22 protein-coding genes are annotated in these 18,043 nt (G+C 68.2%); 4 read left to right on the forward strand and 18 right to left on the reverse strand.

Annotated elements, in window-relative coordinates; genetic code table 11:
- The first annotated feature begins 39 nt into the window (after nt 1-39).
- Together AC4BAR_RS06120 and AC4BAR_RS06125 are read left to right on the forward strand one after the other, a co-directional pair.
- Nucleotides 40-843: a TatD family hydrolase gene (locus AC4BAR_RS06120; protein WP_490626917.1), complete on the forward strand. Its 804-nt coding sequence runs from the start codon at nt 40-42 to the stop codon at nt 841-843.
- A gap of 10 nt (nt 844-853) precedes the next feature.
- The gene (locus AC4BAR_RS06125) at nt 854-1,513 is read left to right on the forward strand and encodes an ankyrin repeat domain-containing protein (protein WP_490627204.1); all 660 of its coding nucleotides are present in this window, start codon (nt 854-856) and stop codon (nt 1,511-1,513) included.
- 24 nt (nt 1,514-1,537) lie between these two features.
- Here AC4BAR_RS06125 and AC4BAR_RS06130 read toward each other — a convergent pair whose 3' ends face one another.
- On the reverse strand, nt 1,538-1,984 hold the full coding sequence (locus AC4BAR_RS06130; RefSeq protein WP_490626918.1) for a hypothetical protein: 447 nt from the start codon (nt 1,982-1,984) through the stop codon (nt 1,538-1,540).
- Nucleotides 1,985-2,215: 231 nt separating this feature from the next.
- On the opposite strand from AC4BAR_RS06130, the gene AC4BAR_RS06135 reads away from it, so the two are divergent.
- Nucleotides 2,216-2,563, forward strand: a complete 348-nt coding sequence (locus tag AC4BAR_RS06135; RefSeq protein WP_490626919.1) for a hypothetical protein — start codon at nt 2,216-2,218, stop codon at nt 2,561-2,563.
- A 6-nt stretch (nt 2,564-2,569) separates the two neighbouring features.
- Here the strand turns inward: AC4BAR_RS06135 and AC4BAR_RS06140 are convergent, their stop codons facing one another.
- From AC4BAR_RS06140 to AC4BAR_RS06210, 15 genes are all read right to left on the reverse strand, one after another.
- The gene (locus AC4BAR_RS06140; protein WP_490626920.1) at nt 2,570-3,250 is read right to left on the reverse strand and encodes a sulfite exporter TauE/SafE family protein; all 681 of its coding nucleotides are present in this window, start codon (nt 3,248-3,250) and stop codon (nt 2,570-2,572) included.
- A 6-nt stretch (nt 3,251-3,256) separates the two neighbouring features.
- Nucleotides 3,257-4,642 (reverse strand): oxygen-independent coproporphyrinogen III oxidase, encoded by a 1,386-nt coding sequence (gene hemN / locus AC4BAR_RS06145; RefSeq protein WP_490626921.1) that lies wholly within the window; start codon nt 4,640-4,642, stop codon nt 3,257-3,259.
- A gap of 89 nt (nt 4,643-4,731) precedes the next feature.
- On the reverse strand, nt 4,732-5,520 hold the full coding sequence (locus tag AC4BAR_RS06150) for a helix-turn-helix domain-containing protein (protein ID WP_490626922.1): 789 nt from the start codon (nt 5,518-5,520) through the stop codon (nt 4,732-4,734).
- 41 nt (nt 5,521-5,561) lie between these two features.
- Nucleotides 5,562-5,969, reverse strand: a complete 408-nt coding sequence (locus AC4BAR_RS06155) for a response regulator (protein WP_490626923.1) — start codon at nt 5,967-5,969, stop codon at nt 5,562-5,564.
- A gap of 152 nt (nt 5,970-6,121) precedes the next feature.
- On the reverse strand, nt 6,122-6,769 hold the full coding sequence (locus AC4BAR_RS06160; protein WP_490626924.1) for a response regulator: 648 nt from the start codon (nt 6,767-6,769) through the stop codon (nt 6,122-6,124).
- Nucleotides 6,766-7,851: a PAS domain-containing sensor histidine kinase gene (locus AC4BAR_RS06165; protein WP_490626925.1), complete on the reverse strand. Its 1,086-nt coding sequence runs from the start codon at nt 7,849-7,851 to the stop codon at nt 6,766-6,768. Before AC4BAR_RS06165 ends, AC4BAR_RS06160 begins: the two co-directional genes overlap by 4 nt.
- Before the next feature lie 93 nt (nt 7,852-7,944).
- Nucleotides 7,945-8,220: a hypothetical protein gene (locus tag AC4BAR_RS06170; protein ID WP_490626926.1), complete on the reverse strand. Its 276-nt coding sequence runs from the start codon at nt 8,218-8,220 to the stop codon at nt 7,945-7,947.
- Between the two features lie 27 nt (nt 8,221-8,247).
- A complete protein-coding gene (locus AC4BAR_RS06175) occupies nt 8,248-8,517 on the reverse strand; it encodes a nitrogen fixation protein FixH (RefSeq protein WP_490626927.1) in 270 nt (89 codons plus the stop codon).
- Nucleotides 8,518-8,526: 9 nt separating this feature from the next.
- Nucleotides 8,527-10,011, reverse strand: coding sequence for a cytochrome c oxidase accessory protein CcoG (ccoG, locus tag AC4BAR_RS06180; protein WP_490626928.1), 1,485 nt, complete (start codon nt 10,009-10,011; stop codon nt 8,527-8,529).
- The gene (gene ccoP, locus AC4BAR_RS06185) at nt 9,968-10,885 is read right to left on the reverse strand and encodes a cytochrome-c oxidase, cbb3-type subunit III (protein WP_490626929.1); all 918 of its coding nucleotides are present in this window, start codon (nt 10,883-10,885) and stop codon (nt 9,968-9,970) included. The genes ccoG and ccoP overlap by 44 nt, the downstream gene beginning before the upstream one ends.
- 15 nt (nt 10,886-10,900) lie before the next feature.
- Complete coding sequence (locus tag AC4BAR_RS06190; protein WP_490626930.1) at nt 10,901-11,038, reverse strand: cbb3-type cytochrome oxidase subunit 3; 138 nt, start codon at nt 11,036-11,038, stop codon at nt 10,901-10,903.
- A gap of 15 nt (nt 11,039-11,053) precedes the next feature.
- Entirely contained in the window at nt 11,054-11,689 is a 636-nt protein-coding gene (ccoO, locus tag AC4BAR_RS06195; RefSeq protein ID WP_490626931.1) for a cytochrome-c oxidase, cbb3-type subunit II, read from the reverse strand.
- Nucleotides 11,690-11,702: 13 nt separating this feature from the next.
- Nucleotides 11,703-13,142 carry a cytochrome-c oxidase, cbb3-type subunit I gene (gene ccoN, locus AC4BAR_RS06200; RefSeq protein WP_490626932.1) on the reverse strand — a complete coding sequence of 480 codons (1,440 nt, stop codon included), beginning with the start codon at nt 13,140-13,142 and terminating at the stop codon, nt 11,703-11,705.
- 66 nt (nt 13,143-13,208) lie between these two features.
- Nucleotides 13,209-13,346: a cbb3-type cytochrome oxidase assembly protein CcoS gene (gene ccoS, locus AC4BAR_RS06205; RefSeq protein ID WP_490626933.1), complete on the reverse strand. Its 138-nt coding sequence runs from the start codon at nt 13,344-13,346 to the stop codon at nt 13,209-13,211.
- Between the two features lie 9 nt (nt 13,347-13,355).
- Complete coding sequence (locus AC4BAR_RS06210) at nt 13,356-15,626, reverse strand: heavy metal translocating P-type ATPase (protein ID WP_490626934.1); 2,271 nt, start codon at nt 15,624-15,626, stop codon at nt 13,356-13,358.
- A 114-nt stretch (nt 15,627-15,740) separates the two neighbouring features.
- Between AC4BAR_RS06210 and AC4BAR_RS06215 the strand changes: the two genes are divergently transcribed.
- Nucleotides 15,741-16,184 carry a universal stress protein gene (locus AC4BAR_RS06215; protein ID WP_490626935.1) on the forward strand — a complete coding sequence of 148 codons (444 nt, stop codon included), beginning with the start codon at nt 15,741-15,743 and terminating at the stop codon, nt 16,182-16,184.
- A 4-nt stretch (nt 16,185-16,188) separates the two neighbouring features.
- On the opposite strand, the gene bioF is transcribed toward AC4BAR_RS06215, so the two are convergent.
- Both bioF and bioD read right to left on the reverse strand, forming a co-directional pair.
- Complete coding sequence (gene bioF, locus AC4BAR_RS06220; RefSeq protein WP_490626936.1) at nt 16,189-17,367, reverse strand: 8-amino-7-oxononanoate synthase; 1,179 nt, start codon at nt 17,365-17,367, stop codon at nt 16,189-16,191.
- Nucleotides 17,368-17,380: 13 nt separating this feature from the next.
- Nucleotides 17,381-18,043: a dethiobiotin synthase gene (bioD, locus tag AC4BAR_RS06225; protein WP_490626937.1), complete on the reverse strand. Its 663-nt coding sequence runs from the start codon at nt 18,041-18,043 to the stop codon at nt 17,381-17,383.

The following is an 18,043-nucleotide window of genomic DNA, read 5'->3' on the forward strand; positions in this document are numbered from 1 at the left end:
TGCCGGCGGCAGCGGCTTTGAGACCCGCGACGTTTCCCCATGTTTGTTGATTCCCACTGCCACCTGAACTTTCCCGAGCTGGTTTCCGACCTGCCGGCCATCCGCGCCGCCATGGCCGAGGCCCAGGTCGACCGGGCGCTGTGCATTTGCACCACGCTGGAGGAATTCGACGCGGTCCATGGCCTGGCCCTGGCCCATGACAACTTCTGGGCCACAGCCGGCGTGCACCCCGACAACGAGGGCGTGACCGAACCCACGGTGGCCGATCTGGTGGAGCGGGCAGGGCGGCCGCGGGTGGTGGGCATTGGCGAAACAGGCCTGGACTACTACCGGCTGGGTGAGCGCAGCGTGGCCGACATGGCCTGGCAGCGCGAGCGGTTCCGCACCCACATCCACGCCGCCCAGGCGGTGGCCAAGCCGCTGGTCATCCACACCCGCAGCGCCTCCGACGACACCCTGGCCATCCTGCGCGAACTGGGCGAAGACGGGCGGGCCGGTGCGGCCGGCGGGGTGTTCCATTGCTTCACCGAAACCCAGGCTGTGGCCAGGGCGGCGCTGGACCTCGGCTTCTACATCTCGTTTTCCGGCATCCTGACCTTCAAGACCGCCAGCGACCTGCGTGAGGTCGCGGCCTTGGTGCCGCTGGACCGGCTGCTGATCGAGACCGACAGCCCCTATCTGGCTCCCGTGCCTTACCGCGGCAAAACCAACAGCCCGGCCTATGTGCCCTGGGTGGCCAAACAGCTGGCGGCGCTGCGTGGCCTGTCGGTCGAGGCCGTGGCCGAGGCCACCAGCCGCAATTTCGAGCGGCTGTTCAAGGGTGTGATGGCCCCTGCCCAATGACGGAAGCATGATGAGAAATTACCTGAAGTTTCTTGTCCATCTGGTTGTTGCAACTTCTGTTTTTTCCGCTGATGCGGGGTCATTCGAAGGTTTTTTCGATGCCATCCGGCAAAACGACAGCAGCGCCATGGCGCAATTGCTGAAGCGGGGCTTTGATCCCAACACCCGGGACGCCAAGGGCCAGGCCCCGCTGGTGATGGCCATCCAGGAAGGGGCAACCCGCATCGTCGATGTGATGCTGGCGTCGCCGCGAACCAATGTGGAGTTCCGCAACCTGAAAGACGAAAGCCCGCTGATGATGGCGGCGCTGAAAGGCCAGACCGAGCTGGCCCAGCGCCTGATTGCCCGTGGTGCCGATGTCAACAAGCCCGGCTGGGCACCGCTGCATTACGCCGCCACCAGTGGCAACCTGGCCACCATCCGGCTGCTGCTGGAGCAAAGCGCCTACATCGACGCCGAATCCCCCAACGGCACCACGCCGCTGATGATGGCCGCCCAGTACGGCACGGAAGACGCGGTGCGGCTGCTGCTGACCGAAGGTGCCGACCCCACGCTGCGCAACCAGTTGAAGCTCAGCGCCGCGGACTTTGCCGGCCAGGCCAATCGGCCCGAACTGGTCACGCTGCTGCAGAACGCCCAGCGCGCCCGTTTGCCCAAAGGCAGCTGGTAGCCTGGCCGCGGCCTGCGCCGCCGCTCAGAGCTTGCCGGCCGCGTACAGCGCCTCAAAATTGCGCCGCGCCCGGATGTGCTGGTTGGCGCATTCAACAAAGCCGCTGCCATCGGGCTTGTCGCACAGCGGCGGCCGCTTGTAGTATTTCTGCCAGGCCGCTTCCTTGCGCGCATCGGTGAAGGCGGCGTCACCGGTGCCCGAGGCCGTGGCGGTCGCGGCAGAGGCTGGTGCGGCCAGCACCACCACCACAGGCTGGCTCGGTGCCGCTGCCGCGAGTGGTTTGTTTTCCTGTGGCTTGGGTGGTGTGACGGCCACCGGTTTCGCCGGAATGCTGCGGTTCATTTGGCCCATCAGCTCACGCGGGTGCATGCCCGCCGGCGCGACCAACAAACAGACCCCGTAGACAATGGCGGCGGCGATCAGCACCCCCAGGGTGGTGGCCAGCACGGTTTTCCAGAAGCTGTTGTCCATGGGCAGGATCTCCATCGGGCGAAAGCGCGGGGCGCGATGAGGTGGCACGGTAGCACAGAGCGTGGCGATTCCGCAGCCTGTTCATGGGCCATTTATACTTTATACGATGTATATTATGTTAATAAAAAGACAAGGGGAAACGAAACCGACGTCGGTCGTGGCGCTTGTGTTGGCTCAAGCACTGGCCTGCCATCCTGGGTTCACAATGTTGGAAAGCACGCTGAGCCTGCCATGACGCCCTTTGATTCACCGTCCATTCCATCTACCGCGGCCCAGCTCGCCAAGCGGGTGGCGGAGTTGCAGGCCAAAGCCCAGAAAACGGCTCTGGAAAGTGTGGCCAGCGATCCAGGGGCGCAGGACTTCAAGCAGATCGCCGCCGAGCTGGGCACCCCGGATGCGGGTGCCGCCAAAGACCGTGCCGCGGCCGAGCTGGCCCAAACACTGGCGGCCCAGCGTCGGCCAGCTGACAGCCTGTTGGGCGTCTGCCAGACCTGCGGCAAGCCGGTGAATCTGGGGCCATTTGCCGGCCCATCGGAGCGGGTGCTGTGTGCCAGTTGCCAGACCGGCCCGTCCCGCTGAAGCGACTCACCAGGTCGCGCACCAGGCGCTGACACGCTGCGCCATGTCCATCCACAGCGCCCAGGTCGAGGCCAGCACCAGCAGCAGACCAGCCAGCCGGGTGCCCCAGTCCTGACGCCAGCGGTTGCCCAGGCCCTGCAAGCGCAGCACCAGGGCCGGCGCCAGCGCCAGCGACAGGCCGCTGCCCAGCGCAAACAAGGCCATGCAGGCCGCGCCAGCAGCCACACTGCCGGCCATGGAGGCCACCAGCAGCGCCGAATACAGCAGGCCGCAAGGCACCAGGGCCCACAGCGTGCCGGTGAAAAACACCCCGCCCCTGGCTTGGGCCAACGGCCGCACCCGCTGCCACAGCGAACGGCCGGTGTGGTCCACCCAGGCCGGTTGGCGGGCCAGCGCCAGCAGTGTCAGGCCCCAGACCAGCACGGCCAGATGGGCCAGGGTCCAGACCGGTTTGAGTGCCGCACTGTGGCTGCCCAGCCAGGCAACGCCCTCAACCGCGGCGGCCGCCACCGCGCCGGCAGTGGCATAGCCCACCACCCTGCCCGCCTGGAAAACCCAGGCGTTGCGCGCTGGCGAGCCGCGGCCCATCCGGCCCACACCGGCACAGGCCGCGCCACACATCACCGCGCAATGCGGCCCGCCGGCCAGGCCCATCAGCAAGGCGGTGAGCGCCAGCGTGGTGAACATGGGGCCTCAGAGGATGCGGGAAAACTGCGCCCGCTGGCGGTCGGCCTGCAGGTAGCGGTCAAACACCATGGCCACCGCGCGCACAAAAGACCAGCCCAGAGGCGTGACCTGGATGGCCTCCTCGCTGAGTTCCACCAGGCCGTCGTCCTGCAGGCGCTGCAACTGGGCCATCTCGGCCTCGAAGTAACGCCTGAAATCGACCAGCCAGGCCAGCTCCATCGACTCAAACACCACCCTGCCCTGGCACATCAGCGCCGAAATCACTGCCCGCCGCACCAGGTCGTCACGCGACAGCGACAGGCCACGTTCCACCGGCAGCCGGCCCTGGTCCAGCAGGTCGCAGTAGGCCTCCAGGGTTTTGACGTTCTGGCTGTAGGCCGCGCCGATCCGGCCGATGGCCGACACACCCAGGCCCAGCACATCGCCGTCGGGCTGGGTGGTGTAACCCTGGAAATTGCGGTGCAGCCGGCCCTGGCGCTTGGCCACGGCCAGCGCATCACCCGGCAAGGCGAAATGGTCCATGCCCACCGACACATAACCGGCCTCTTGCAGCACCGCCAGCGACTGCGCCAGCATGCTGATTTTCTGTGCCGCCGCGGGCAGTTCGGTCTGCAGGATGCGGCGCTGCGGCTTGAAGCGTTCGGGCAGGTGGGCATAGCCGTACAGCGCAATCCGGTCCGGCCGCAAGTCGGTCACCAGGGCCAGCGTGCGTGAAAAAGACTCGGGGGTTTGGCGCGGCAGGCCGTAGATCAGGTCCACATTGACCGACTGGAAACCCAGCCTCCGGGCCTCATCCACCAGACCCTTGACCAGGGCAAAGGGCTGGACGCGGTGCACCGCCTTCTGCACCTGGGCGTCGAAATCCTGCACGCCGAAGCTCAGCCGGTTGAAGCCCAGCGCGGCCAGGTGGGCCAGCCGCTGGTCGTCCACGGTGCGCGGGTCGACCTCGATGGCGTACTCGCCCTGGGCCAGCAGTTTGAAGTGCCGGCCCAGCATGGCCATCAGCTCGGCCAGCTCGGCGTCGGACAAAAAGGTCGGTGAGCCGCCACCCAGGTGCAGCTGCGACACCGGCTGGCCACTGCCGATGGCGGCGGTGAGCAGCCGGATTTCCTTTTCCAGGTAGCCCAGGTAGGCCGCGCCCCTGCTGTGCTGCTTGGTGATGATCTTGTTGCAGGCGCAGTAGTAGCACAGCGATTCACAGAACGGGATGTGCACATACAGCGACAGCGGCTGGGCCTGGCCCAGCGGGTGGGCGCGGCGCTGGGCCAGGGCCTGCTGGGTGTCGTGTTCGGTGAAGGCCTCGACAAATCGGTCGGCCGTGGGGTAAGAGGTGTAACGGGGCCCGGCCACATCGAAGCGGCGGATCAGTTCAGTGGAAATGGGCGTGCTCATGGGCGCGGTGGGTGGCTGCCTACATGGTGCGCCCTGCCGGCCTCGCCGGGCTTGCGCTGGGTCAAGCCGCGCGGCGGATGCAGGGCCCATCAGTGCAAACGGGTTTCAAGCACATGGGTCAGGCGCTCGGGGTTCACCACCCGGATGTGGCGCTTGTTGACCTCCAGCAAACCCTGCTGCTGGAAAGACGAGAAGGTGCGGCTCACGGTTTCCAGCGTCATGCCCAGGTAGCTGCCGATCTCGGCCCGCGACATGCGCAGATGGAAGTCGGTGGCCGAGTAGCCGCGCGCCTTGTAACGCTGCGCCAGGTTCAGCAAAAAGGCCGCCAGCCGCTCGTCGGCGTTCATGCTGCCCAGCAGCAGCATCAGGCTTTGCTCGCGGACGATTTCACGGCTCATCATCCGGCACACCAGGTTTTGCAGGCCGCTGTTGCCGGCCGACAACTCCATCAGGTGGGCATAGGGAATGGCGCAGACCTCGGTGTCTTCCAGCGCGGTGGCCACGCTGGCGTGCACACCATGGGCCAGGCCGTCCAGACCCATCAGCTCGCCGGCCATGTAGAAGCTGCTGACCTGTTCGCGGCCGTCACCGGCCAACAGGCTGACCTTGAACATCCCGCTGCGCACCGCGTAGATGAACTGGAAGCGGTCGCCCTCGCGGTACAGCGTCTGGCCGGCCTTGACCTTGCGCCGCGCGAACCGCAGCGCATCGAGACGGCTCACATCGGGGTCGCTCATGCCATCGGGCAAACACAGTTCGCGCAAATGGCAGGTCGAGCATTTGGTGGCCAGCGTCGGCGGGGCGGCCATGCGCAGCGTGGTGGCCGAGGGCTGGAAGTGGATCGGTGCCACGGTGCTGGGGGACAGGGTGTCGAACATAGAGGCTCCTTGGCTGCGAGGGTCTGAAATCAATGGGGATGTCAATGGGCGACGGCGTGGAAGGCGGCTTGCACCGCGCCGGCCAGGCGGTCGAATTCGCTGCTTTTGTCGAGAAACTCCAGCGCGCCGGCGCCCAGGTAGCGCTTGCGGTAGGCCGGCCCGGCGTTGTTGCTGAAGACCACAAAGGCGATCTCGGGGGCCGCCCGGCGCACCGCCTGCAACACCTGCAGACCGGTGCCGCCGTCGAGCTGGACGTCCAGCACCACCACATCGGGGTGGCTGGCCAGGATGGCGGCGATGGAGCTTTGCGGGGTGGCGGCTTCGCCCACCACCGTCACCGCGTCACCGGCCAGCAGGCCGGCCACCCGGGTGCGGATGGCCGAGGAGTCGTCGGCGAGGAAGACCTTCACCGGGTGTGCCGAAGAGATGGAATGGCGACCGCTGTGCATGCCTCTACTGTCGCCGTGACGGCCGGCGGGCGCCATCGGTCGGCGGCTGATATGGCGGGTCGGACAAGTCCGAAGCGGCTCCGCGGCGGGCGCTGAGCCGGCCTCAGAATTGTCTGATGCGTCTGGGGGATTGGGGGCGCGAAGGCCCCGGCTCAGGGTTCCAGCGAGTCGGCCACGCCGTGGCGGATGGCGTAGCGGATCAGATCGTTCTGGTTCTGCCAGCCCATCTTCTGCATCACATGGGCTTTGTGGGTGCTGACGGTTTTCACCGACAGGTGCAGCCGGTGGGCGATGTCGGTCACCGACAGCCCGGCGGCGATCCACTGAAAGACCTCGAACTCGCGGTCGGACAAGGCCTCGTGGGGCAAGGCGTTGGTGGCGCCAGGCATGGCCCCCAGCGCCAGCTGCTCGGCCACCTCGGCGCTGACGTAGGCGCCGCCGGCGGCGATCTTGCGCAGTGCCTGCACCAGCTGGCCGGGCGCGCTTTCCTTGGTGAGGTAGCCGCTGGCGCCCGACTTGATGGCCCGCACCGCGTACTGCAACTCCTGATGCATGCTCAGCACCAGAATGCGCAGCTTGGGTTTTTCGGTCTTGACCAGTTTGATCAGCTCCATGCCGCTGCGCCCGGGCATGGACAAATCCAGCACCAGCACATCGAAGTCTTGCTCACGCACCCTGGCCATCACCTCGGTGCCGTCGGCGGCCTCGTTGACCACCACCAGATCGTCGGCCTCGGCGACGATGCGCTTCAGGCCCTCCCGCACGATGGCGTGGTCGTCGGCAATCACGATGCGGGTCATGGCTGGCCCTCCGGCACCGGGATGCTCACTTCGACCCGGGTGCCCTGCCCTGCACCGCTGGTGATGGTCACCTCGCCATGCAGCAGGTGGGCGCGCTCGTGCAGACCCAGCAGGCCCAGCGACTGCGGCCGGCGTGGCTGGTCGGGGCTGAAGCCACGGCCGTTGTCCAACACCACCAGCCGCAGCCGCTCGCCCTCGCGCAGCAGCGTCACGGCCACCTGGCTGGCGCCGGCGTGTTTGGCCACATTGGCCAGCGACTCCTGGACGATGCGGAACACCGCGCTGGCGTGCGGCTCCTGCAGTTCCAGCGACTCGTCGGCCGAGAGGCTGCAGGCCACGCCGCAGCGCTGGGTGAAATTGCTCACCAGCCACTCGATGGCCGGCACCAGGCCCAGGTCGTCCAGCAGCAGCGGCCGCAGGTCGGCGGCGATGCGCCGGGTGGCGGCCACGGTCTGGTCCAGCAGGCCCAGCATCTCGGTCAGCTTGGCGTGGGCGGCCTGGGGCTCGGCGGGGTGGTCGCGAACCCAGAGGGTGTCCATCTTCAACGCCGTGAGCGACTGGGCCAGTTCGTCGTGCAGTTCGCGGGCCACCCGGGTTTTCTCTTCCTCGCGGATGGCATGGGCGGCAGCGGCAAAGGCGGTGCGCTCGGCCTGCGCCCGGACCCGCTCGGTCACGTCGCGCAGGATCACCGTGTAGAGCTTGCCGTCGGGCGTGTCGAGGTGAGAGATGGCCGCGTCGAGCGGAAACTCCTCGCCATTGGCGCGCAGGCCGTGGATCACGCTGCGGGACGCCATGCGCCGGGAACTGACACCGGTGTGGCCAAAGCGGTCCATGTGGTCCGGGTGGGCCGCGCGGAAACGCTCGGGAATCAGTTGGGCCAGCGGGTGGCCCAGCACGTCGGCGCGGGCCCAGCCAAAAATCTTCTCGGCCGCGCGGTTGTACAACACGATGCGCTGCTGCTCGTCCACGGTGATGATGGCGTCCATGGCCGAATCGAGCACACCGGCCAGCAGCGCCGCCGCATTGGTCTGCTTGCTGCCCAGCACCTGGGGGTGAACGGTCTCAAGGTAGGACAGCGGCATGGGGTGTCTGAAAATCCATGCCCGAATTTACAACAGGAACGACCGCTTTTCGGCGGGCCGCCCTGCAGCGCCTGAGGAACAGGCGCCAGCCGGTCAGCGCTGGGGACAGCCGTCCGGGCGTTCGCCGTGGGCGGCCGGGCAGGCGTTCACCGCCGCCGCCGGCTGGCCCAGCAAGGCGGTGAGCGCGCAGGCGCCGGCGCCGGCCAGCCAGAACACGAAAAAGGCGCTGGTGTAGACCGCCTGGCGTGGCAGGGCCAGCGGCTGACCCAGCCAGTGCATGTCTTGCGGATCAACCAGCGCAAACACCACCAGTTCCATCGCGCAGGCCATCAGAAAGGCCGGCCACAGCACCCGCATGACCTGGTTCATCGTTCGACTCCTTTCACTCTGCCGGCTTCAACGGCGGCCATCGAGGGGCGTGGCGGCGTGGTTGCGGCCCTGCATGGCCGGCAGTTGGGCTTTGTCCACCGCCCCGTCGCGCAGGTTCACCGTGCGGCTGGCTGGGCTGTCCAGGGGCAGCACCGGGTCGGTGTGGCGCACCGCGATCCAGGCCGTCACCAGGCCGGCCACCACCACCGCCACCGGGCCAGCCACCACCAGCCAGACATGGGCATAGCGCCACCAGGGACGGGACACCGGAACCAAGACGACGGACGGGATGGCCATTGGAAGCTCCTAACGGGTCACGAGAAAAGCGGATTTTTCACGCACCTGGGTGCGATCGGACTCCGCGGTGACGGTGAAATGGATGGGGTGGGAACCGGCGCTGGCGCTGCCGTCCGGGATTTGCACCCGGGCGGCGACCCAGCGCGACTCGGCCGGGCCCACGGTGACGGTGGTGTCCGAGGCCAGCGCCAGCGCGTCCAGGCCATCGACCGCCAGCCGGTAGGTCTGGGTCTGTTCGGTGGCGTTCATCACCTGCAGCCGGTAGACGTTTTCCAGCTTGCCGCCGGCCACCAGCCGGGACAAGGCCGCACGGTCACGCACCACGTCCACCTTCAGCGGTGAGCGTTGCCACAGGCTGAAGGACAGCCCCGTGCACAGCACCAGCAGCACCGCGCCGTACACCAGCACTCGGGGCCGCAGCACCCGGCGCCAGGTCTGGCGGCGGGTCCAACCCTGGGCCATGGCGTTGGCGGTGCTGAAGCGGATCAGCCCGCGCGGGTAGGCCATCTTGTCCATCACCGTGTCACACACGTCCACACAGGCGGCGCAGCCGATGCATTCGTACTGCAGGCCCTCGCGGATGTCGATGCCGGTGGGGCAGACCTGCACACACAGCGTGCAATCGATGCAGGAACCCAGCGCCAGGGTCGACAGGTCGGCCTGACGCGAACGTTTGCCGCGGGGCTCGCCGCGGCCACGGTCGTAGCTGACGATCAGCGTGTCGGCGTCGAACATCGCGCTCTGGAAGCGGGCGTACGGGCACATGTATTTGCACACCTGCTCGCGCATGAAGCCGGCGTTGCCATAGGTGGCAAAACCGTAGAACAGCACCCAGAACCACTCCCAGGGCCCGAAGGCCAGCGTGAAGGACTCGGCCCACAGCTTGTGGATGGGCGTGAAATAGCCGACAAAGGTGAAGCCAGTCCACAGCGCCAGCGCCAGCCACAGGCCGTGCTTGAGCGCCTTCTTGGCCAGCTTGGGGGCCGTCCAGCCGGCCGCGTCCAGCCGCATCCGGGCCGAGCGGTCGCCTTCCACCCGGCGCTCTATCCACAGAAACATCTCGGTGTACACCGTCTGCGGGCAGGCAAAGCCACACCACAGCCGACCGGCCATGGCGGTGAACAGAAACAGCGACAAGGCACTGACCACCAGCAAGGCGGTCAGGTAGATGAAGTCCTGCGGGTACAGCACCAGGCCGAAGAGGTAAAAACGCCGGGCCTCCAGGTCAAACAGCAAGGCCTGGCGCTGACCCCAGTCCAGCCAGGGCAGGCCATAAAACACCAACTGGGTCAGCCAGACACAGCCCCAGCGCCAGCGGGCGAACAGGCCCTGCACGGTGCGCGGGTAGATCTTGTCTTCCGACGCGTACAGCGAGCCACCGTCGTCGGCGGGGGCCGGCACGATGGGGATGACCTTGGGTGAAACAGCCACAGGCAGCGATGGAAAAGGCTCAGTGCTTGGTAGGTGCGGCGCGGTTGGACAGGCCCCACACATAGGCCGTCAGCACATGGATCTGGGCCTCGGTGAGCTTGTCGGCCTGGGCCGGCATCTCGTTGACCTTGCCCTGGGTGACCATGTTGACGATGGCCTGTTCGCCCCAGCCGTGCAGCCAGGTGTCGTCGGTCAGGTTGGGCGCACCGAGTGCCGGGTTGCCCTTGCCGTCGGCGCCATGGCAGCCCATGCAGGCGCCGAACTTGGCCTTGCCCAGCTGGGCACGCAGCGAATCGTGCGGGCTGTTGGACAGGCTCAGCACATAGTGGGCGACGTTTTTCACGTCGTCGGCGCTGCCCACCGCGGCCGCCATCGGCGGCATCTGGCCGACCCGACCCTTGGTCAGGGTTTCGCGGATCTTGTCCGGGCTGCCGCCATGCAGCCAGTCGCTGTCGGTCAGGTTGGGGAAGCCCTTGCTGCCGCGGCCGTCCGAACCATGGCATTGGGAACAGTTGTTCATGAACAGCCGCTCGCCCACCGCCATGGCGTTGGCGTCGGCGGCCAGGGCCTCCGGCGGCTGGGCGGTGAACTGGGCGTACAGCGGGGCCAGGCGATCGTTGGCCGCCTTGACCTCGGCCGCGTACTCGCCACCGGTGCTCCAGCCCAGCTTACCGGCATAGGCGCCCAGCCCGGGGTAGGCCACCAGGTAGCCCAGGCCGTAGACGCTGGTCAGCACGAACAGCCACATCCACCAGCGCGGCATGGGGTTGTTCATCTCGCGCAGGTCTTCGTCCCAGACATGGCCGGTGCTGTTGTCGGCCTGGGACACGATCTTTTTGCGGGCGGTGACGGCCAGCAGCACCAGGCAGGCGACGATGCCCAGCAAGGTGGCGGTGGCCACATAGACCGACCAGAGGTTGGCGTTGAAATCGCTCATGGGGGGCTCCGGGGCTCAGTCTTGTTCAAAGGGGATGCGGGCCGCCTGCTCGAAGTTCGCCCGGTTCCGGCCCGAGCAAGCCCAGACAACGATGCCGATGAAGACGGCGAAGCAAACCAGCGTGGTGACGATGCGAAGGGTGTTGATGTCCATGGCGGTGCTTTCTGCTTATTTCAGGGCCCGGCCCAGCGACTGCAGGTAGGCCACCAGGGCGTCGGCTTCGGTCTTGCCCTTCACCTCGGCGGCACCGGCGGCGATCTGGGCGTCGGTGTAGGGCACACCCACGGTGCGCAAGGCCTTCATGTGGGGGCCAATCTCGTCGGGATTGACCTGGGCCTTGGCCAGCCAGGGGTAGGACGGCATGTTGGATTCGGGCACCAGGTCGCGCGGGTTGTCCAGGTGCAGGCGGTGCCACTCGTCGCTGTACTTGCCACCCACCCGGTGCAGGTCAGGCCCGGTGCGTTTGCTGCCCCATTGGAAGGGGTGGTCGTAGACGAACTCGCCGGCCACCGAGTAATGGCCGTAGCGCAGGGTTTCGGCGCGGAAGGGCCGGATCATCTGCGAATGGCAGTTGTAGCAGCCCTCGCGGATGTAGATGTCGCGGCCGGCCAGCTGCAGCGGCGTCAAAGGCAGCACGCCCTTGACGGCCTCGGTGGTGGATTTCTGGAAAAACAGCGGCACGATTTCCACCAGGCCGCCAACGGCGACCACCAGCAGGATGAGCACGATCATCAGCAGGTTGTTGGTTTCGATCTTCTCGTGCGAAAAGCCGGTGGCGGCGCCAGAGGTGTTGTGGTCAGACATGGTGAATTCCTGTTCAGGCACGGGCCAGGGTGGTGGGCACAGCGACCTTGACCGAGCGGCCCGAGACCACCGTCATCCAGACGTTCCAGGCCATGACCACCATGCCGGTGAAGTACAGCAGGCCGCCCAGCACCCGCACCACGTAGAAGGGGAAGGTGGCCTTGACGCTTTCGACAAAGGTGTAGGTCAGCGTGCCGTCGGCATTGACACCGCCCCACATCAGGCCCTGCATCACCCCGGCGATCCACATCGCGGCGATGTAGAGCACGATGCCGATGGTGGCGATCCAGAAATGCAGCTCGATGGCGGGGATGGAGTACATCTTCTTCTGGCCATAGAGCCGGGGCACCAGGTAGTACAGCGCGCCCATGGAGATCAGGCCCACCCAGCCCAGCGCGCCAGAGTGCACATGGCCAATGGTCCAGTCGGTGTAGTGGCTCAGGGCGTTGACGGTCTTGATGGACATCATCGGACCCTCGAAGGTGCTCATGCCGTAGAACGACAGCGAGACGATCAGAAAGCGCAGGATGGGGTCGTCACGCAGCTTGTGCCAAGCACCGGAGAGCGTCATCACGCCGTTGATCATGCCGCCCCAGCTGGGCGCCAGCAGGATCAGCGAGAACACCATGCCGATGGACTGGGTCCAGTCGGGCAGCGCGGTGTAGTGCAGGTGGTGCGGGCCGGCCCACATGTAGGTGAAGATCAGCGCCCAGAAGTGGACGATGGACAAGCGGTAGCTGTACACCGGCCGCTCGGCCTGCTTGGGGATGAAGTAGTACATCATCCCGAGAAAGCCGGCGGTCAGGAAGAAGCCCACCGCGTTGTGGCCGTACCACCACTGGATCATCGCGTCCTGCACACCGGCGTAGGCCGAGTAGCTCTTCATCCAGCCGCCGGGCACGGCGGCGCTGTTGACGATGTGCAGCACCGCCACCGCCAGGATGAAGGCGCCGTAGAACCAGTTGGCCACGTAGATGTGACGCACCTTGCGCAGGCCGATGGTGCCAAAGAACACGATGGCGTAGGCCACCCAGGACACGGCGATCACGATGTCGATGGGCCATTCCAGTTCGGCGTATTCCTTGCCCTGGGTGTAGCCCAGCGGCAGGCTGATGGCAGCGGCCACGATCACCGCCTGCCAGCTCCAGAAATGGAAGGCGGCCAACTTGGGTGCGAACAACGGCACCTGGCAGGTGCGCTGCACCACGTAGTAGCTGGTGCCCATCAGCGCACAACCGCCAAAGGCAAAAATCACCGCGTTGGTGTGCAAGGGCCGCAGCCGGCCATAACTGAGCCAGGGGATGCCGAAGTTCAGCTCCGGCCAGGCCAGCTGGGCGGCGATGAACAGGCCGACCAGCATGCCCACCACGCCCCAGACCACGGCCATGATGGAAAACTGGCGCACCACCCCGTCGTGGAAATGGGTCGGTGGAGAGGGTGTTGTGGATGTCATGGGCAGATGCTGCTGTGGTTGTCCATCCAGTGTCCCGTGCCCCTGCCCGGCGGGTGTTGACGCAAGTCAATCGTCGCGAAGAATCCGCGCACCCTCGCCTTCCAGCGCGTCGAACTGGCCCCGCCATACCGCCCAGGCCAGACCGGCCAGGATCAGCAGGCCCAGCAGCACCGACAGCGGGATCAGCACAAACAGGATGTCCATCGCCCGCCCTCAGTCCAGCCGCGCCAGGCGGGCGGCATTCAGCACCACCAGCAGCGAACTCGCCGCCATGCCCAGGCCGGCCAGCCAGGGCGGCATCCAGCCCCCCACCGCCAGCGGCACGGCCAGCGCGTTGTAGGCCACCGCCCAGGCCAGGTTTTGCCGCACCACGGCCTGGGTGCGCCGCGCATGGCGCAGCAGCAGCGCCACCGAGGCCAGCTGGCCGCCAGGAATCACCACGTCGGCGCGGGCCTGGGCCAGCGGCACCGCCTCGCCCAGCGCCACCGACAGGTCGGCCCGCGCCAGCACCGGGCCGTCGTTCAGGCCGTCGCCCACCATCGCCACCCGATGCCCCTGCTGCTGGCGCTGGCGCACCTCGGCCAGCTTGTCTTCCGGGGTGCAGCCGCCCTGCCAATCGGCCACACCGGCCTGCTGGGCCACCCGCTGCACCGCCGCCGGCTGGTCGCCGGACAGCACCGCCACCGCCAGGCCCATGGCCTGCAGCGCGGTCACCGTGTCGGGGGCATCGGCCCGCAGGTCTTCCGCCAGCGAGAAACTGGCCAGCCAGCCCTGGCTGTCGGCCAGGTGAACCGCCGGGCCCATCTGGGCCGCGTTGGGCGCGTCACAAAACCGGGCCGAGCCCAGCCGCAGCAGGCCGGCATCGCCCTGCCCTGGCCGGCCCACCCGGCCTTGCACCCCCATGCCAGAGATCTCCTCCACCGCCTCGGCCACCCAGGCGCCGGCATCGCAGTGCTGGGCCAGGGCCCGGGACACCGGGTGCAGCGAGCCGGCGGCCAGCGCCGCGGCCTGCTGGTGCAGTGCCACCCCGTCTTGGCCTGGCCGCACGGTGACAGCCACGACCCGCAGGCGGTCCAGCGTCAGCGTGCCGGTTTTGTCAAACACCACCTGGTCGAGTGCCGCGCCCTGCTCCAGCGCCTGCAGCCGGCGCACCAGCACACCCCGCCGGGCCAGCGCACCGGCGGCGGCCAGGGTGGCGGCCGGTGTGGCCAGCGACAGCGCACAGGGGCAGGTGACGATGAGCACCGCCACCGCCACGCCAATCGCCCGACTGGGCCCTTCGGACCACCACCACCAGCCGGCGCCCAGTGCCGCCAGCAGCACCACGGCCAGAAAAGGTCCAGCCACTTGGTCGGCCAGCTGGGCCAGCCGGGGCCTGTCGACCGCGGCCTGCTCCATCAGCGCCACGATGCCGGCATAGCGGGTGTCGGGCCCGACCTGCTGCACCCGCAGCTGCAGGGCGCCGCTCAGGTTGTGGCTGCCGGCCACCACCGCCTGGCCGGGTTGGCGGCGCAGCGGGGTGGACTCGCCGGTGAGCAAGGCCTCGTCGACCTGGCTCTCGCCAGCCAGCACCTGGCCGTCGGCCGGCACCACCTCGCCGGGCAGCACCCGCACCACATCGCCCACCGCCAGCCGATGGGTGGCGACCCGCGCCCAGGCGCCGTCGGCGGTCTGGCGCTCCACGCTGTCGGGCAGGCGGCGCACCAGTGCCTCCAGCGCGCCGGCGGTGCGGTCGCGCAGCCAGTGCTCCAGCAGCCGACCCGACAGCAGGAAAAACACAAACATGGTGACCGAGTCGTACCAGACCTCGCTGCCCCAGGGGCCGGTGGGGTCGAAGGTGGCGGCGGTGCTGGCGACAAAGGCCACGCCAATGCCCAGCGCCACCGTGACGTCCATGCCCACCCGTTGCTGCCGCAGGTCGCGCCAGGCGGCGGCAAAAAAAGGCCGGCATGAAAACACCAGCACCGGCAGCGTCATCATCCACGAGGCCCAGCGCAGCAGGCCCTCGATGTCGGGGGTGATCTCACCGGCCTCGGCCAGGTAGGCCGGGGTGGCGTACATCATCACCTGCATCATGCAAAAGCCGGCCACCAGCCAGCGCCACAGCATCAGGCGCCGGGCCTTGCGGCGCTGCTCGGCGCCCCATTGGTCACCGGCCGGCACGGCGGTGTAGCCAGCGCGGTCCAGCGCCGCCAGCCACTGCGAGGGCTGGCTCTGGGCCGGTTGCCAGCGCAGCTGGGCGATGGCGCTGGCCCCGTTGACTTGCACCGACAGCACGCCGGGCAGCGCCTTCAGCGCCTGCGCCACCATCTCCGCGCAGCCGGCGCAGTGCATGCCGCCGATGGACAGAAAAGTCACCCAAACGCCGGGCGTGCTGGTGTCGGGCCGGCTGAAGTCCTGCCAGACGCTGGCGTCGTCCAGCACCCGCCAGCGCGCCTCGCGCAGCGCGCGCTCGCCGTCGTCACTCATTGCGGGCCAAACCATGGACATGCCCACAGGGTAAAACGGCCCCTGTCGGCACCGCTTGACCCAGCTCAAGCGGGCACCGAATCCCGGGCGTTAAGCTGGAGCCACCCAGCCACTGCAGGAGCTTTGACCATGTACCAACGCATTCTTGTGTCGACCGACGGGTCCACCCTGTCGAAAAAGGCCGAGCGCCACGCGGTGGCGCTGGCGGCGGCGGTGGGGGCCGACCTGGTGGTGCTGCACGTGGTGCCGCGCTACCCAATGGCCGCTTTCGAGGGCGGCATTTCCATCGCCACCCAGGACATCGCCCGCATCGAAAAGCAATGGGCCGACAAGGGTCAGGCGCTGGTCGACGGGGTGAACAAGAACGCGCTGGCCGCCGGCGTCAAGGCCAAGGGCGTGCTGATGAAGTCCGACCGGGTGTCCGACTCGGTGGTGGCCGCCGCGAAAAAGCACCGCTGCGACCTGGTGGTGATGGCCTCGCACGGCCGCCGGGGCCTGAAGCGGGTGCTGCTGGGCAGCGAAACCCAGCATGTGCTGACCCACAGCAGCGTGCCGGTGCTGGTGCTGCGCTGAGCGCTCAGGCCGGCGCCAGGCGCTGGCTGGCGGCCTGCAGCGCCGCCACCAGCTGGGCCACGTCGGCCTCGGTGTGGGCCGCCGACAAGGTGATGCGCAGCCGGGCCGTGCCGGCCGGCACGGTGGGCGGGCGGATGGCCGGCACCCACAGGCCATGCTCACGCAGGTCTTGCATCACCGCCAGCGCGTCGTGGTTGCTGCCGATGATCAGCGGCTGGATGGCGGTGTCGGACGGCAGCGTGGTCCAGGGCAGCGTGGCCAGCCCGGCGCGCAGCTGGGCGATCAAGGCCGCCAGGTGGCTGCGCCGCCAGCCCTCTTGTTGAATCACCCGCACGCTGGCCTGCAGCGCCTCGGCGATCAGCGCCGGCGCGGCGGTGGCAAAGATGTAGGTGCGGGCGCGCTGCAAAATCCATTCGATCACAGTGGCGTCGCCGGCCACAAAGGCGCCGGCCACACCGGCCGCCTTGCCCAGCGTGGCCATGTAGACCAGGCGGGGCGACTGCAGGCCGAAATGCGCGGCCGTGCCGCGGCCGTCCGGGCCCAGCACGCCAAAGCCATGGGCGTCGTCGATCATCAGCAGCGCGTCGTGCCGCTCGCACAAGGCCAGCAGCTCGGGCACCGGCGCGAGGTCGCCGTCCATGCTGAACACCGCGTCGGTGATGACCAGTTTGCGCTGGGCCTGGCTGTCGGCCAGCTGCCGGTCCAGCGTGGCCAGGTCGCCATGCGGGTAGGGCACGATCTCGGCCCGCGACAACCGCGCGCCGTCGATCAAGCAGGCGTGGTTGAGCGCGTCGGAAAACACCGCGTCGCCCCGCCCCACCAGCGCCGGCACGATGCCCACGTTGGCCGGGTAGCCGGCGTAAAAGTACAGCGCCCGCTCGCGGCCCACAAAGGCCGCCAGCGCCTCTTCCAGCGCCTCATGGGCGCCGGTGTGGCCGCTGACCAGCGGCGATGCCCCCGACCCCACGCCCCAGCGGTTGGCCGCCTGCTGGGCGGCGGCGATCAGGTCAGGGTGCTGGGACAGGCCCAGGTAGTCGTTGCTGCAAAAGGACAGCAGCCAGCGGCCGTCGATTTGGAGCCGCGGGCCGTCGACGGCCTGCACCACCCGGCGCACCCGGCGCAGGCCGGCCGCATCGAGTTCGGCGAGTTGGGCCTCGAAATCGGCCAGGGGGTCGTTCCACATGGGATTGGTCTCTTCAGGGCAAGGCCAACGTCACGGCCGCGCCGTGCGGCTGGGCCAGCCAGGGAATGTCGGCCAGCAGCGGCGCCTTCAGGCGGGCACGCAATGTGGCCAGGTTGTCGTCGGCCGAACGCATGGCCGGGTCGATGCGGTTGGCCACCCAGCCGGCCAGCGTCAGGCCGCGGGCCAGGATGGCTTCCTGCGTGAGCAGCGCGTGGTTCAAACAGCCCAGCCGCAGGCCCACCACCAGCACCACCGGCAAGCCCAGGGCCAGCGCCAGGTCGGCGCTGGTCTGCTGGTCGTTCAGCGGCACCAGAAAGCCGCCGGCGCCCTCCACCACCACCGCGTCGGCCTGGGCGGCCAGGCGCCGGTAGCGCTCGGCCAGCAGCTCGACCGAGATGGTCTGGCCAGCCTTGCGGGCGGCGATGTGGGGCGACACCGGGTCGTCGAAACAATAGGGGTTGTCGAGTTCGGGCGCCACGGCCAGCGTGCCGGCGGCGCGCAGCGCCAGCACGTCCTCGTTCTGCGGGCCTTGCGGCGTGGCCTCGGTGCCGGCGGCCACCGGCTTCATGCCCACCACCCGGGTGTGACGGCCGGCCAGCGCGCGCAGCAGCGCGCAGCTGACCAGGGTCTTGCCGACCTCGGTGTCGGTGCCGGTGACGAAATAAGACACAGCCAT

The organism is Rhodoferax sp. SPJ4 (genome assembly GCF_058216275.1).

What these genes read in the sequence shown, in the direction of transcription:
- AC4BAR_RS06120 (WP_490626917.1), top strand. Translation starts at nt 40, where the DNA reads ATGTTTGTTGATTCCCACTGCCACCTGAACTTTCCCGAGCTGGTTTCC.
- AC4BAR_RS06125 (WP_490627204.1), top strand. Translation starts at nt 854, where the DNA reads ATGAGAAATTACCTGAAGTTTCTTGTCCATCTGGTTGTTGCAACTTCT.
- AC4BAR_RS06130 (WP_490626918.1), bottom strand. Translation starts at nt 1,984, where the DNA reads ATGGACAACAGCTTCTGGAAAACCGTGCTGGCCACCACCCTGGGGGTG.
- AC4BAR_RS06135 (WP_490626919.1), top strand. Translation starts at nt 2,216, where the DNA reads ATGACGCCCTTTGATTCACCGTCCATTCCATCTACCGCGGCCCAGCTC.
- AC4BAR_RS06140 (WP_490626920.1), bottom strand. Translation starts at nt 3,250, where the DNA reads ATGTTCACCACGCTGGCGCTCACCGCCTTGCTGATGGGCCTGGCCGGC.
- hemN (WP_490626921.1), bottom strand. Translation starts at nt 4,642, where the DNA reads ATGAGCACGCCCATTTCCACTGAACTGATCCGCCGCTTCGATGTGGCC.
- AC4BAR_RS06150 (WP_490626922.1), bottom strand. Translation starts at nt 5,520, where the DNA reads ATGTTCGACACCCTGTCCCCCAGCACCGTGGCACCGATCCACTTCCAG.
- AC4BAR_RS06155 (WP_490626923.1), bottom strand. Translation starts at nt 5,969, where the DNA reads ATGCACAGCGGTCGCCATTCCATCTCTTCGGCACACCCGGTGAAGGTC.
- AC4BAR_RS06160 (WP_490626924.1), bottom strand. Translation starts at nt 6,769, where the DNA reads ATGACCCGCATCGTGATTGCCGACGACCACGCCATCGTGCGGGAGGGC.
- AC4BAR_RS06165 (WP_490626925.1), bottom strand. Translation starts at nt 7,851, where the DNA reads ATGCCGCTGTCCTACCTTGAGACCGTTCACCCCCAGGTGCTGGGCAGC.
- AC4BAR_RS06170 (WP_490626926.1), bottom strand. Translation starts at nt 8,220, where the DNA reads ATGAACCAGGTCATGCGGGTGCTGTGGCCGGCCTTTCTGATGGCCTGC.
- AC4BAR_RS06175 (WP_490626927.1), bottom strand. Translation starts at nt 8,517, where the DNA reads ATGGCCATCCCGTCCGTCGTCTTGGTTCCGGTGTCCCGTCCCTGGTGG.
- ccoG (WP_490626928.1), bottom strand. Translation starts at nt 10,011, where the DNA reads ATGTGTGGGGCCTGTCCAACCGCGCCGCACCTACCAAGCACTGAGCCT.
- ccoP (WP_490626929.1), bottom strand. Translation starts at nt 10,885, where the DNA reads ATGAGCGATTTCAACGCCAACCTCTGGTCGGTCTATGTGGCCACCGCC.
- AC4BAR_RS06190 (WP_490626930.1), bottom strand. Translation starts at nt 11,038, where the DNA reads ATGGACATCAACACCCTTCGCATCGTCACCACGCTGGTTTGCTTCGCC.
- ccoO (WP_490626931.1), bottom strand. Translation starts at nt 11,689, where the DNA reads ATGTCTGACCACAACACCTCTGGCGCCGCCACCGGCTTTTCGCACGAG.
- ccoN (WP_490626932.1), bottom strand. Translation starts at nt 13,142, where the DNA reads ATGACATCCACAACACCCTCTCCACCGACCCATTTCCACGACGGGGTG.
- ccoS (WP_490626933.1), bottom strand. Translation starts at nt 13,346, where the DNA reads ATGGACATCCTGTTTGTGCTGATCCCGCTGTCGGTGCTGCTGGGCCTG.
- AC4BAR_RS06210 (WP_490626934.1), bottom strand. Translation starts at nt 15,626, where the DNA reads ATGGTTTGGCCCGCAATGAGTGACGACGGCGAGCGCGCGCTGCGCGAG.
- AC4BAR_RS06215 (WP_490626935.1), top strand. Translation starts at nt 15,741, where the DNA reads ATGTACCAACGCATTCTTGTGTCGACCGACGGGTCCACCCTGTCGAAA.
- bioF (WP_490626936.1), bottom strand. Translation starts at nt 17,367, where the DNA reads ATGTGGAACGACCCCCTGGCCGATTTCGAGGCCCAACTCGCCGAACTC.
- bioD (WP_490626937.1), bottom strand. Translation starts at nt 18,043, where the DNA reads ATGGCTGTGTCTTATTTCGTCACCGGCACCGACACCGAGGTCGGCAAG.